Origin of the sequence: Pseudomonas sp. LFS044 (genome assembly GCF_047978245.1) — a bacterium.
In the GTDB taxonomy this organism is placed as follows: domain Bacteria; phylum Pseudomonadota; class Gammaproteobacteria; order Pseudomonadales; family Pseudomonadaceae; genus Aquipseudomonas.
In genome coordinates, this window is the sequence record NZ_JBFPFX010000006.1 from 161262 (window position 1) to 173852 (window position 12591).

General features: G+C 63.2%; 10 protein-coding genes. 5 read left to right on the plus strand and 5 right to left on the minus strand.

Translation table 11 applies throughout. The features are described from left to right. Window positions 1–48: 48 nt before the first annotated feature. Window positions 49–1050 carry a PilT/PilU family type 4a pilus ATPase gene (locus ACNQPL_RS07190; protein WP_346614163.1) on the plus strand — a complete coding sequence of 334 codons (1002 nt, stop codon included), beginning with the start codon at window positions 49–51 and terminating at the stop codon, window positions 1048–1050. A 90-nt stretch (window positions 1051–1140) separates the two neighbouring features. Here ACNQPL_RS07190 and ACNQPL_RS07195 read toward each other — a convergent pair whose 3' ends face one another. After that, window positions 1141–1770, minus strand: a complete 630-nt coding sequence (locus ACNQPL_RS07195) for a C40 family peptidase (RefSeq protein WP_346614162.1) — start codon at window positions 1768–1770, stop codon at window positions 1141–1143. 176 nt (window positions 1771–1946) lie between these two features. Here ACNQPL_RS07195 and ACNQPL_RS07200 point away from each other — a divergent pair, with 176 nt between their 5' ends. Further along, window positions 1947–2366, plus strand: coding sequence for a TM2 domain-containing protein (locus ACNQPL_RS07200; protein WP_346614161.1), 420 nt, complete (start codon window positions 1947–1949; stop codon window positions 2364–2366). 45 nt (window positions 2367–2411) lie between these two features. On the opposite strand, the gene ACNQPL_RS07205 is transcribed toward ACNQPL_RS07200, so the two are convergent. The 3 genes from ACNQPL_RS07205 to ACNQPL_RS07215 all read right to left on the minus strand — a co-directional run bounded on the left by ACNQPL_RS07205 (window position 2412) and on the right by ACNQPL_RS07215 (window position 7176). After that, window positions 2412–3110, minus strand: a complete 699-nt coding sequence (locus ACNQPL_RS07205) for an SPOR domain-containing protein (protein ID WP_346614160.1) — start codon at window positions 3108–3110, stop codon at window positions 2412–2414. 1 nt (window position 3111) lies between these two features. Next, on the minus strand, window positions 3112–4848 hold the full coding sequence (gene argS, locus ACNQPL_RS07210) for an arginine--tRNA ligase (protein WP_416466305.1): 1737 nt from the start codon (window positions 4846–4848) through the stop codon (window positions 3112–3114). A gap of 108 nt (window positions 4849–4956) precedes the next feature. Next, the gene (locus ACNQPL_RS07215; RefSeq protein ID WP_416466307.1) at window positions 4957–7176 is read right to left on the minus strand and encodes a primosomal protein N'; all 2220 of its coding nucleotides are present in this window, start codon (window positions 7174–7176) and stop codon (window positions 4957–4959) included. A gap of 168 nt (window positions 7177–7344) precedes the next feature. On the opposite strand from ACNQPL_RS07215, the gene rpmE reads away from it, so the two are divergent. From rpmE to ACNQPL_RS07230, 3 genes are all read left to right on the plus strand, one after another. Then, window positions 7345–7560: a 50S ribosomal protein L31 gene (gene rpmE / locus ACNQPL_RS07220; RefSeq protein ID WP_054891182.1), complete on the plus strand. Its 216-nt coding sequence runs from the start codon at window positions 7345–7347 to the stop codon at window positions 7558–7560. 2 nt (window positions 7561–7562) lie between these two features. Beyond that, the gene (locus ACNQPL_RS07225) at window positions 7563–8384 is read left to right on the plus strand and encodes a thermonuclease family protein (protein WP_416466308.1); all 822 of its coding nucleotides are present in this window, start codon (window positions 7563–7565) and stop codon (window positions 8382–8384) included. A 180-nt stretch (window positions 8385–8564) separates the two neighbouring features. Beyond that, window positions 8565–9833: a malic enzyme-like NAD(P)-binding protein gene (locus tag ACNQPL_RS07230; RefSeq protein WP_346614156.1), complete on the plus strand. Its 1269-nt coding sequence runs from the start codon at window positions 8565–8567 to the stop codon at window positions 9831–9833. A 197-nt stretch (window positions 9834–10030) separates the two neighbouring features. Here the strand turns inward: ACNQPL_RS07230 and ACNQPL_RS07235 are convergent, their stop codons facing one another. Next, on the minus strand, window positions 10031–12481 hold the full coding sequence (locus tag ACNQPL_RS07235; protein ID WP_416466337.1) for a penicillin-binding protein 1A: 2451 nt from the start codon (window positions 12479–12481) through the stop codon (window positions 10031–10033). Window positions 12482–12591: the final 110 nt, after the last annotated feature.

A 12591-nucleotide genomic window follows, 5' to 3' on the forward strand; every position in this document is an offset into this window, starting at 1 on the left:
TCTGGGGTCTGCGGCATTCTACCTGCTTGATGGCCGTTGGGGAGTCTCATGGACGTGACCGACCTGTTGGCCCGGGCTGGCGATGCAGGGGCGAGTGACCTGCACCTGGCCGCGGGCGAGATACCGATGCTGCGCGTGGATGGCGAGCTGCGGCGCATGGACTTGCCGCGCGTGATGCCAGCTGCATTGACCGATGCCCTGGCGCCGCTGCTTGATGACAGCCAGCGCCACCAGTGGGCGCAAGGTGATGAGCTGGATCTGGCGTTGGAGCTGCCGTCACTTGGCCGCTTTCGCCTGAATCTGTTTCGTCAGCTCAATGGCCCGGCGGCGACCCTTCGCCTGATCCCAAAACGAATCGCCACACTTGAAGAACTCGACCTTGAAGAAGTGTTTCGAGCTGTTGCGCAGTGCGCTGATGGCCTGATTCTGATCGGCGGCCCCACTGGCAGTGGTAAAACCAGCACCTTGGCAACGCTGATCGATCAGCTCAATCGCCGGCGCTCTGCGCACATCATCACGCTTGAAGACCCTGTTGAAGTTATCCACAGCAGCCAGCGCAGCCTGGTCAACCAGCGCGAGATCGGTCGGCATTGCCGCGACTTTTCCCAGGGCTTGCGCAGCGCGCTGCGTCAGGACCCGGACGTGATCATGATTGGCGAATTGCGTGATCTGGAGACGATTCGCCTGGCACTGCGGGCCGCTGAAACGGGGCACCTGGTGCTGGCGACGGTGCACACGCGTTCGGCGGCGGGGAGCATCGACCGGCTGGTTGAAGTGTTTGCCGCTGAGGAGAAGCCGTTGGTGGCGGCGATGTTGGCGGAGTCGCTGCGCATGGTGGTGGCGCAGGTGTTGGTCAAGCGCGTAGGTGGTGGGCGTATGGCTGCCAGGGAGGTGCTGGTGGTGACGCCTGCGGTGCGCAACCTGATCCGCGAGGGGCGGATGGCGCAGTTGTGTTCGGTGATGCAGACGGGGGCGGCGCAGGGGATGCGGACGATGGAAGGCGCGATGCGGGGGTTGAGGGATAAGGGATTGATCGAGCCCTCACTTTGACTGTTGGGGCCTCTTCGCGGGCAAGCCCGCTCCTACAGGGGCATCACTATGCCTGTGGGAGCGGGCTTGCCCGCGAAGAGGCCCCAACGATCAGCGCTTGGCCAGTGCCAACTGCTGCTGTTCCTTCGGCAACACCCGCTTGGCCACCACATAGTGCTTCTGCCAGTAGGGCTTGCTCAGGTTGTCGATGCTCACCCGCTTGCCGCGGCGCGGTGCGTGGATGAAGCGGTCGTTGCCCAGGTAGATGGCAACGTGGTTTACCCGGCGGCTCTTGATGTTGAAGAAGATCAGGTCGCCCGGCTTGAGGTCACTTTTGGCCACCTTCACGCCGTGGCCCTGGGCCATGGCATTGGAGGTGCGCGGCAGGTCGACATCGGCCACGTCGTTGAAGGCGTATTTGACCAGCCCGCTGCAGTCGAAGCCTTTTTTAGGGCTGCTGCCGCCCCAAACATACGGGGTACCGAGCACATTGACGGCGCGGCTGAGCACGTCGCTGCTCTGCTTCGGCGACATGGCCGCCACAGGCAGGTTGTGAGCCTTGGCAGCGCTGCTGCTTGGGCGTGCGCGTAGCGTGCTGTGCTTGCTGGGCGCGTGTTTCACCGAGGCATTGGTGGTATAGCCGGTGAAACCGTTGGGAAGACGTTGCTCACGGTTGGTGGCGTGGGCGGCCAGGGGCAATAATAGGCAGAGGGTCAGCCATGTCTTGAACAAAGGCGGCATAGATGAAGCTCTTGTGAAGTTTTGATTTTGGTTTTGGTGTTGGCGCGCAACTTTATAACAGCTTTTTGATCAATTTCTGATCCGTTGGTCGATTGTCATGCTGCCGTACGTCGGCCTTCGCCAGAAAAGTCACATTTTTTTTTAGAAAATTTTTGGATAACCCATGAGGGCTACGAATGAACAGTTATGAACAGGGGGCGCCGCTGCACGACACCCACAGCAAGGTCATCGGCTATCTGCTGTGGATTTTCGGCTTCACAGGCTCGCACCGTTTCTACTACGGCAAGCCCATCACCGGGACCATCTGGTTCTTCACCCTGGGCCTGCTCGGCATCGGCTGGCTGATCGACCTGTTCCTGATCCCGGCCATGGACCGGGAGGCTGATCTACGCTTCCATTCCGGGCGCATCGATTACAACATTGCCTGGGTTCTGCTGACCTTCCTGGGCATTTTCGGCGTGCATCGGCTGTACCAGGGCAAATGGATCACCGCGATCATCTATTTCTTCACCGGTGGCTTGTTCCTGGTGGGCGTGCTGTATGACTTCTGGACCCTGAACGGGCAGATCTCCCAGGCCAACGCCGAGCGCCGCTGAGGCACAAAAAAGGCCTTGTCGCGCTGAGCGGCAAGGCCTTTTCAGTTACTGACGGGTCTGTCGCTGCTGCAGCAGCAGGTTGCTGAACCCTGCCCCCGCCAGCTGCTTCTGCGCCCCGGTCAGCTGTTCGCGATTGCTGAACGGCCCCACCAGTACGCGGTACCAGGTTTCATCCTTGACGGTCCCCGACTCCACCTTCACCGCCTGGCCGAGCAGGATGATCTGCGCGCGCACCTTGTCGGCATCGGCCTGCTTGCGGAACGAGCCGGCCTGCAGGAAGAACTGCGTGGTGGCTGCAGGCTTGATCACCGGCGGCGCAGGCGGTGGCGTTTGCCCCAGCAGGGCGGCCTGGGCACGGGCCGTGTCGATCTTCGCCGCTTCCGCTGGCGTCACCGGGGTCACCGGTTGTGCAGGCACAGGTGGCGTCTTCTCAGGCACTGCCTCGGGTGGCACGATCACTTCCGACTCTGGCAGCAGGGTGTAGAAGTCGTACTTCGGCTTCACCGGTTGCTGCACGGTGGCAGGCGTTGATTTGCTGGCCTCGGCGACCTTCTCCGGCTTCTGCTGCTCGGGCTTGGTGCGCTTGATATCGCCACCCCCCGGCTCGAGTTTCATCAGGAAGACGATGAACGCGCCGACGGTCAGGCCGACCGCCAACCATACCCAGCCTGGGATCGGCTGTTTGGCCGGTGCCTGAGTGCGGCTGGCGCCGCGCTTGGGTGCTGGTTTTTTCTTGGCTGCCAACTTACATGCGCTCCAGGGTTTCCAGGCCGAGCAGTTCCAGACCTTGTTTGAGGGTGCGACCGGTCAGGGCAGCCAGGCGCAGACGGCTCTGCTGCTGCTCTGGGGTTTCGGCGGCGAGGATCGGGCAGTTCTCGTAGAAGCTGGAGAACAGGCCGGCCAAGTCGTAGAGGTAAGTGCACAGCACGTGCGGGGTGCCTTTGTCGGCAACGCTGTTGAGCACTTCGCCAAATTGCGCCAGGCGTGCGGCCAGGTCCAGCTCGTGGGCCGCTTGCAGGACGATATTGCCCTCGACTTGGTCGAAGCCCTTGCCCAGCTTGCGGAATACGCCGGCCACGCGGGTGTAGGCGTACAGCAGGTACGGCGCGGTGTTGCCTTCGAAATTGAGCATCAGCTCGAAGTTGAAGCTGTAGTCACTGGTGCGGTGCTTGGACAGGTCGGCGTATTTCACCGCGCCAATGCCAACCACTTCACCGATGTGGCGCAGTTCGTCTTCGGTCAGGCTCGGGTTCTTCTCCTTGACCAGGGCATAAGCGCGCTCCTTGGCCTCGGTGAGCAGGTCGATCAGCTTTACGGTGCCGCCGTCACGGGTCTTGAACGGGCGGCCGTCGGCGCCGTTCATGGTACCGAAGCCCATGTGCTCCATCTGCATGGGGTGGCCGACGAAACCGGCGCGGCGCGCTACTTCGAACACCTGGTTGAAGTGCAAGGCCTGGCGCTGGTCGACGAAGTACAACGCGCGGTCGGCCTTGAGCACGTTGCTGCGGTAGCGTACGGCAGCCAGGTCGGTGGTGGCGTACAGGTAGCCGCCGTCAGCCTTCTGCACGATCACCGGCAGTGGCTCGCCTTCGCTGTTCTTGAATTCCTCGAGGAACACGCACTGCGCGCCCTGGTCTTCGACCAGAAGGCCCTTGGCCTTGAGGTCGGCAACCACGTTGGCCAGGTCAGCGTTGTAGGCGCTCTCACCCATCACGTCGGCCATGGTCAGCTTGACGTTGAGCAGCTCGTAGGTCTTCTGGCAGTGGGACAGGGAAATATCCTTGAAGCGCGTCCACAGGGCCAGGCAGTCGGGGTCGCCAGCCTGCAGCTTGACCACCAGGCCGCGGGCGCGGGTGGCGAACTCTTCCGATTCGTCGAAGCGCTTCTTCGCCGCACGGTAGAAGTTTTCCAGGTCCGACAGCTCGTCGCTGGTGATCGGGTTTTCCTGCAGGTAGGCCATCAGCATGCCGAACTGCGTGCCCCAGTCGCCCACGTGGTTCTGGCGGATGACGTTGTCACCGAGGAACTCCAGCACGCGCGCGACGCTGTCACCAATGATGGTCGAACGCAGGTGGCCGACATGCATCTCTTTGGCCAGGTTCGGCGCCGACATGTCGATCACGACTTTTTCGCTGGGGCCGGCCTTGCGCACGCCCAGGTGGCCGTCGGCCAGGGCTGCGTCCAGGCGGTTGGCCAGGGCGTCGGTGTTCTGGAAGAAGTTGAGGAAGCCGGGGCCGGCGATCTCGACCTTGCTGATGTCGGCGCTGGCCGGCAGGGCGTTGATCAGTTTTTCGGCCAGGTCGCGCGGCTTCATGCCGGCCGGTTTGGCCAGCATCATGGCAATGTTGCTGGCGAAGTCGCCGTGGGTCTTGTCCCGGGCGTTTTCCACCTGGATCGCCGGCGACAGCCCTTCAGGCAGCACACCGTCGGTGACGAGTTGGGTGAGGGCTTGCTGGATCAGCTGGCGAATGGTGTCTTTCATGGGGATCTCTTTTCGACCGCTAGCGCGGTGGAGCGCCTGGGTGCGCAGGTGGAAAAACTGGGCATTATCCGTTTCCGGGGCCGGGTTGCCAACCTTTGGGCGGCAAGCTCAATAAAGGTCGACTGGGTCGACGTCCAGCGACCAGCGTACTTGCCGCCCGCTTGGCAGCTGCTCCAACACTAGCAACCAGGCACTGATCAGTCGATGCAAGGGTGCCCGGGTGTTGGCCTGGATCAACAGTTGCGCGCGGAAGCGCCCGGCCTTGCGCTCCATCGGAGCAGGCACCGGGCCCAACAGTTCAATACCGGGCAGGCGCTGCTCGGCTACCAGCTGTTCCGCTGCGTTGCAGGCCTCGTCGAGGAAGCCCTCGGCCTGCCCTGGCTTGTGCGCTTCGGCGCGCAGCAGGGCGAGGTGGGAAAAGGGCGGCAGGCCGGCGGCGCGGCGCTCGTCCAGAGCCTGCTCGGCAAAGGCGAAGTAGCCTTGCTCGGTCAGTTGTACCAGCAATGGATGGTCGGCCAGGTGGGTCTGGATCACCACCTTGCCGGGCTCTTCGGCCCGCCCGGCGCGCCCCGCCACCTGCACGATGAGCTGGGCCATGCGCTCGGTGGCGCGGAAATCGCCGGAGAACAGCCCACCATCGGCATCGAGGATGGCGACCAGGGTGACCCGCGGGAAGTGGTGACCCTTGGCCAGCATCTGGGTGCCGACCAGGATGCTGGGCTGGCCACGCTGGATGGTGCTGAACAGGTTGTGCATGGCGTCCTTGCGCGACGTGCTGTCACGGTCCACCCGCAGAATCGGGTAGTCCGGGAACAGCACCTTCAGCCGTTCCTCGGCACGTTCGGTGCCCGCGCCCACCGCGCGCAGGTCAACGTGGCTGCACTTGGGGCACTGGTGCGGCAGGCGTTCGTCGTAGCCGCAGTGGTGGCAGCGCAGCACCCCGGAGCGCTGGTGCACGGTCATGCGCGCGTCACAGCGCGGGCATTCCGAAAGCCAGCCGCAGTCATGGCACAGCAAGGTCGGCGCGAAGCCGCGACGGTTGAGGAACACCAGTACCTGCTGGCCGGCCTCCAGGGTCTGGCGAATGGCCTGCTGCAGCGGGCCGCTGATACCGCTGTCCAGCGGCAGGCTTTTTACATCCAGGCGGATCATCCGCGGCGGCCTTGCACCGCCGGCGCGCTGGTTCATGCGCAGCAGGCGGTAGCGGCCGGTCAGGGCGTTGTGCAGGGTTTCCAGCGACGGGGTGGCCGAGCCGAGCAGGATCGGGATGTTTTCCTGATGGGCACGCACCAGCGCCAGGTCGCGGGCGTGGTAGCGCAGGCCTTCCTGCTGTTTATAGGAGCCGTCGTGCTCTTCGTCGATGATGATCAGGCCGGGGTTTTTCATCGGCGTGAACAGCGCCGAGCGCGTGCCGATGATGATATCCGCCTCGCCATCACGCGCCGCCAGCCAGGCGTCGAGGCGCTCGCGGTCATTCACCGCCGAGTGCAGCAGGGCGATACGGGCGTTGAAGCGCTGCTCGAAGCGCGCCAGGGTCTGTGGGCCGAGGTTGATCTCGGGGATCAGCACCAGCGCTTGCTTGCCGGCTTCCAGGGTTTCGCGAATCAGCTGCAGGTAGACTTCGGTCTTGCCGCTGCCGGTGACGCCGGCCAGCAGGAAGGCATTGAAGCTGTCAAAGCCTTCGCGCACGGTATCGAAGGCTTCGCGCTGTTCGTCGTTGAGCGGCAGCTCCGGCTGGGCCAGCCAATGCTCATGGCGCTGCGCCGGCAGGTGGCGACGTGTTTCGAGCCGAACCAGGTCCTTGGCCAGCAGCAGGTCGAGGCTGTCCTTGTTCAGGTTGAGCTTGCTCAGCAGGCTGTGCGCCACGCCGTGTGGGTGCTGGGCCAGGGTCTTGAGGGCGTCGCGCTGGCGCGGCGCGCGGGCGATGCGTGGGTCTTCGATACGGGCATCGGGGGCGACGTGCCAGAAGCGCTCCTGGCGCATCTCGGCTGGCTCGCCCTGGCGCAGCAAGGTGGGCAGGGCCCAACTCAGGGTGTCGCCGAGGCTGTGCTGATAATACTGGGCAGTCCACAGGCACAGCTTGAACAGTGACGCCGGCACCGGTGAAACCGGGTCGAGCAGGGCGCTGGCCGGCTTGAGCTTGTCGGCTGGGACCTCGCTGTGGTCGCACACCTCGACCAGTACGCCGATCATCTCGCGACGGCCGAACGGTACGCGGATGCGCATGCCCGGGGTGAGTGCCTGGCGCGCCATGCTCGCCGGCGCCCGATAGTCGAACAGGCGACGCAGCGGGGAGGGCAGGGCAAGGCGCAGAATGACGTCGGACACGCGGAAGGTCTCGCAGGGCGTTACAAATGAGTGGCGAGCCTAGCAGACGACGGTCGGTGCAAGCGACAACTTGCGTTGGAGTGAAGCTCTGGTATTATTTGCCGCCTAATTACGTGCGGTATTCAACAATTGGTGTTGGGTGGCGGCACGCAGCTCGAGGAAGTGACCATGAAAGCTGATATTCATCCGAACTACGAAGCGGTTGCAGTGACTTGCAGCTGCGGCAACAAATTCGAAACGCGTTCGACCCTGGGCAACACCCTGGCGATCGACGTTTGCAACCTGTGCCACCCGTTCTACACCGGTAAGCAGAAAGTCCTGGACACCGGTGGTCGCGTACAGAAGTTCGCCGATCGCTTCGGTATGTTCGGTACCAAGAAGTAATCATGCGCATGGCGAACCCTTCGGGCTTCGCATTGTTGCTGAAAAAGGCGCCCCTTGTGGGCGCCTTTTTTGTGGGCGCGATCTGGCAGGCGTCGGCGCTGGCGTTCTGCCCGCTGCCGGTCAAGCCGCAGCAGGTGGCTGTGCGTCAGGTGGTGGATGGCGACACGCTACGCCTTGTCGATGGCCGCAGTGTGCGCATGATCGGCATCAACGCGCCGGAAATCGGGCGCAAGGGGCGCACCAGCGAGCCCTACGCCGAGGCCGCCAAGCAGCGCCTGCAAGCCTTGGTCAAAGCCAGTGACGGCCGGGTCGCGCTGGTGCAGGGCGTCGAGGCCAAGGACAAATACGGGCGCACGCTGGCCCATATGTACGGCCGCAATGGCGACAATCTTGAGGCGCGCTTGCTCAGCGAGGGCCTTGGCTACCGTGTCGCGGTGGCACCCAATGTGCGCTTGGTGGCTTGCCAGCAAGTGGCCGAGCAGTCGGCGCGCAAGGCCAGGGCCGGGCTGTGGCGCAACTCGCCGGTGCTGCGCGCCCGCGAGGTCAGGCAATCGGGGTTCGCGGTTATCGGTGGCAGCATTCAGAGCGTTGCACGCAATCGCGGGGGCGTCTGGCTGGCGCTGGAGACCGGCGTGGTGTTGCAGGTTCCCGCTCGTCTGCAACGCAACTTCCCTGCAGGCTTCTTCGATAACCTCAAAGGACGCCAAGTCGAGGCGCGCGGTTGGGTGCTGGATCGTTCCCGCAAGGGTGGGCTCAAGCCGGGGCAGCGACGTTGGGTGTTGCCATTGACCGATCCGAGCATGCTGGAGCGCATTTCAGGCTGAAAAGATGTAGACATTTCGCTATTGGATTGTACACACTGGTAGCTCCAATGCCCCCGTGTGTTATAGCGTAAAGTCGTAGGCTAAAGGCCTTGACACAAGTGACCGGCCAGTCTTGTGACTCCCCGGCTCTTTGCGTATCCTCGGCGGTCCGTCAGAACAGTAAATAGCGGAATGCCCACCATGTCAGACCTGAAAACCGCCGCTCTCGAATATCACGCTCAACCTCGTCCGGGGAAACTGAGCGTCGAGCTCTCCAAGCCCACCGCCACCGCCCGTGATCTCGCCCTGGCCTACAGCCCAGGCGTTGCAGAACCTGTGCGTGAAATCGGCCGTGATCCTGAGCTGGCCTACAAATACACCGGCAAGGGCAACCTTGTTGCAGTGATTTCCGATGGCACCGCCATCCTCGGTCTGGGTGACCTCGGTCCACTGGCTTCCAAGCCGGTCATGGAAGGCAAGGGCGTTCTGTTCAAGCGTTTCGCCGGTATCGACGTATTCGACATCGAAGTCGAATCGGAAAGCCCACAAGCTTTCATCGACACCGTTCGCCGCATCTCGATTACCTTCGGTGGCATCAACCTCGAAGACATCAAGGCGCCTGAGTGCTTCGAAATCGAACGCACCCTGATCGAGCAGTGCGACATTCCAGTGTTCCACGATGACCAGCACGGCACCGCGATCGTTACCGCCGCCGGCATGATCAACGCCCTGGAAATCGCTGGCAAAAAACTCGAAGACGCCAAGATCGTCTGCCTGGGTGCCGGCGCTGCTGCCATCTCGTGCATGAAGCTGCTGGTCAGCATGGGTGCCAAGGTCGAGAACATCTTCATGATCGACCGCAGCGGCGTGATCCACGCTGGCCGCGACGACCTGAACCAGTACAAGGCCCAGTTCGCCCACGCCACCGACAAGCGCAGCCTGGCTGATGCCCTGGAAGGTGCTGATGTGTTCGTTGGCCTGTCCGGCCCGAACCTGCTGAGCCCGGAAGGCCTGAAGTCGATGGCTGCCAACCCGATCGTGTTCGCGTGCTCGAACCCGGACCCGGAAATCTCGCCAGAGCTGGCTCATGCCACCCGCAACGACGTGATCATGGCCACCGGTCGTTCCGACTACCCGAACCAGGTCAACAACGTTCTCGGCTTCCCGTTCATCTTCCGTGGTGCCCTGGACGTTCGCGCCAAGCGCATCAACGAAGAAATGAAGATCGCCGCCGCCATCGCCCTGAAAGACCTGGCCAAGCTGCCAGTGCCCAAGGAAGTATGCGAGGCCTACGGCGTCGAAGGTCTGGAATTCGGCCGTGAGTACATCATTCCGAAGCCGCTGGACGCTCGCCTGATCACCGTCGTTTCCGACGCAGTGGCCAAGGCCGCCATCGAATCCGGCGTGGCTACCCTGCCGTATCCGAAGCACTACCCGCTGAACAGCGTGGATGAAGTGTTCAACGGCTGATCCTCAGGCCGTAGCAACACAAAAAAGCCCCGGCTCGTATGAGTCGGGGCTTTTTGTTTGCCTGCTGATTGGTCGGTGGCCTGTCAGGGCCCTATCGCCGGCAAGCCAGCTCCTACAGGTACCGCACAACGCTCAGGGTTGGTGCTGACTCTGTTGGAGCCGGCTTGCCGGCTATAGGCCTCGCTGCAAAGTCACTGTCAGAACAGATCCATCGGCGCTGCTTCATCCGCTGGCAGCGGGCTGCCAGGTGCTGCACCATTGCCCAGCTCATCCACCGACGGTGGCGAGTCTTCAGCCTTGAACAGCTCGAAGTACGCGTTCGGCGTGCTCGGCGAGGCTGCGCGGCCGCTGACTGGGTCGACCCGCAGGCTGAGGATGCCTTCCGGCTCTGCAGGGGCGTGGTTTGGCTTGTCCTTGAGCGCCGCGCCCATGAAGCTCATCCAGATCGGTAGCGCCGCAGTGCCGCCGTATTCGCGGCGGCCCAAGGTTTCCGGCTGGTCGAAGCCGACCCAGACGGTAGTCACGTAATCGGCGTTGTAGCCCGAGAACCAGGCATCCTTGGACTCGTTGGTGGTGCCGGTCTTGCCTGCCAGGTCAGTACGGCCCAAGGCCAGCGCCCGGCGCCCGGTACCGCGCTTGATCACGTCCTGCAGCATGCTGGTGAGGATATAGGTGGTGCGGCCATCGATGATCTGCTCGGCGATCACCGGCGCTTGCGGTGCCGGCGCTATCTGGCCGAAGGCCGACGGTGCCTCGCCGGGCATTGCCGCGGTGCTGAAAGGCTGCTCCGGTGCGGCCAGGCCTGCATGGTCTTCGGCGCCTTGCGGCACGCGTGCCGGGTTGGCGGTGAACAGGGTTTCGCCGCTACGGCTTTCGATGCGCTCGATCAGGTACGGGTTGACCTTGTAGCCGCCGTTGGCAAAGGTGCTCCACCCGGTGGCGATTTCCATCGGCGTCAGCGTTGCGGTGCCCAGCGCCAGCGACAGGTTGCGCGGCAGGTCCTGCTTGTTGAAGCCGAACTTGGCGATGTAGTCGATGGTGCGGCCTACACCCATGGCCTGCAGCAGGCGGATCGATACCAGGTTGCGCGACTTGTACAACGCTTCGCGCATGCGGATCGGGCCAAGGAAGGTGTTGGTGTCGTTCTTTGGCCGCCATTCCTTGTCGAGGTACTCGTCGACGAACACGATCGGTGCATCGTTGACCAGGCTGGCGGCGGTATAGCCGCTGTCCAGCGCGGCGCTGTAGATGAACGGCTTGAAGCTCGAGCCCGGCTGGCGCTTGGCCTGCATGGCGCGGTTGTAGTTGCTCTGCTCGAACGAGAAGCCGCCCACCAGCGCACGAATGGCACCGTTGTAAGGGTCCAGGGTTACCAGCGCACTCTGGGCACCGGGCACCTGGCTGAATTTGAGCTTGCCGTCGTCCAGGCGCTGCAGGCGTACCAGGTCGCCGACCTGGGCCACGTCAGCCGGCGATTGCGGCGCGCGCCCCTGGGAGTTGCTGTTGATGAACGGGCGCGCCCACTTCATGGTGTCCCAGGCAACGTCTTCTTCTTTGCCGCTGCGGGTCAGCACCTTGATGCCAGTCTTTTCGACATGGGTAACGATGGCCGGCTCCAGCCCGCCCAGGGTGCGCTGCTTGTTCAACTCCTGCAGCCAGGCGGCCTGGGTCTTGCCCGGGAAGCGTGCGTCCGGGCCGCGGTAGCCATGGCGTTCGTCATAGTCCGACAGGCCGTTGAGGACTGCCTTGTTGGCCATTTCCTGCATGTCGCTCGGCACCGTGGTGGTGACGCGGAAGCCTTCGGTATAGGCCTCGCTGCCATAGCGGCCGACCATTTCGGCGCGGGCCATCTCGGCGATGTACGGCGCGTTCACTTCAGGTGTCGGCACGTGGTAGCTGGCGTTGAGCGGCTCGGCCAGTGCGCTCTGGTAGCTGGCTTCGTCGATCTTGCCGAGCTTGTACATGCGGCCCAGGATCCAGTCGCGGCGCTCTTTCGCACGCACCGGGTTGGCCAGCGGGTTGAATCGCGACGGCGCCTTGGGCAGGCCGGCGATCATCGCCATCTGCGCCAGGCTCACGTCCCGGATCGATTTGCCGTAGTACACCTGCGCGGCGGCGTCGATGCCGTAGGCTCGGTTACCCAGGTAGATCTTGTTCACGTACAGCTCGAGGATCTCGTCCTTGGTCAGCTCACGCTCGATCTGCAGGGCCAGCAGAATCTCGTTGGTCTTGCGCGAGAAGCTGCGCTCGCTGGTCAGGAAGAAGTTCTTCGCCACCTGCATGGTGATGGTGCTGCCGCCGGTCTGGATGTGACCGGTTTTAACCAGCTGGGTCGCGGCGCGCATGAGGCTGCTCGGATCGACACCGTAGTGGTTAAGGAAATTGTCGTCTTCGGCTGACAGAAGCGCCTGAATGAACTGCGGGGGGATTTCCGCGAAACGGATTGGCGAGCGGCGCATTTCGCCGAACTCGGCAATGAGCTTGCCGTCGCTGCTGTACACCCTCAGGGGGATCTGCAACTGGATGCTTCTGAGCGAATCGACCGACGGCAGGTTGGGACTAAGATACAGAAACGCACCGCTCACACCGAGTACGAGCGCGCAGATGACTGCGACGAAAGACCACCAGAAGAACTTCAGCAGGCGTATCAAGGCTTTTGGGTGTCCAGGTTGAGGGGTGAGTTGCGCACGGAGCCGGCGGACGAAAAAAACGCTGGGCATTATAAGCATTTTTCGCCTCGCCGGGTGACCGGCCAGGC

What these genes read in the sequence shown, in the direction of transcription:
- ACNQPL_RS07190 (WP_346614163.1), top strand. Translation starts at nt 49, where the DNA reads ATGGACGTGACCGACCTGTTGGCCCGGGCTGGCGATGCAGGGGCGAGT.
- ACNQPL_RS07195 (WP_346614162.1), bottom strand. Translation starts at nt 1,770, where the DNA reads ATGCCGCCTTTGTTCAAGACATGGCTGACCCTCTGCCTATTATTGCCC.
- ACNQPL_RS07200 (WP_346614161.1), top strand. Translation starts at nt 1,947, where the DNA reads ATGAACAGTTATGAACAGGGGGCGCCGCTGCACGACACCCACAGCAAG.
- argS (WP_416466305.1), bottom strand. Translation starts at nt 4,848, where the DNA reads ATGAAAGACACCATTCGCCAGCTGATCCAGCAAGCCCTCACCCAACTC.
- rpmE (WP_054891182.1), top strand. Translation starts at nt 7,345, where the DNA reads ATGAAAGCTGATATTCATCCGAACTACGAAGCGGTTGCAGTGACTTGC.
- ACNQPL_RS07225 (WP_416466308.1), top strand. Translation starts at nt 7,563, where the DNA reads ATGCGCATGGCGAACCCTTCGGGCTTCGCATTGTTGCTGAAAAAGGCG.
- ACNQPL_RS07230 (WP_346614156.1), top strand. Translation starts at nt 8,565, where the DNA reads ATGTCAGACCTGAAAACCGCCGCTCTCGAATATCACGCTCAACCTCGT.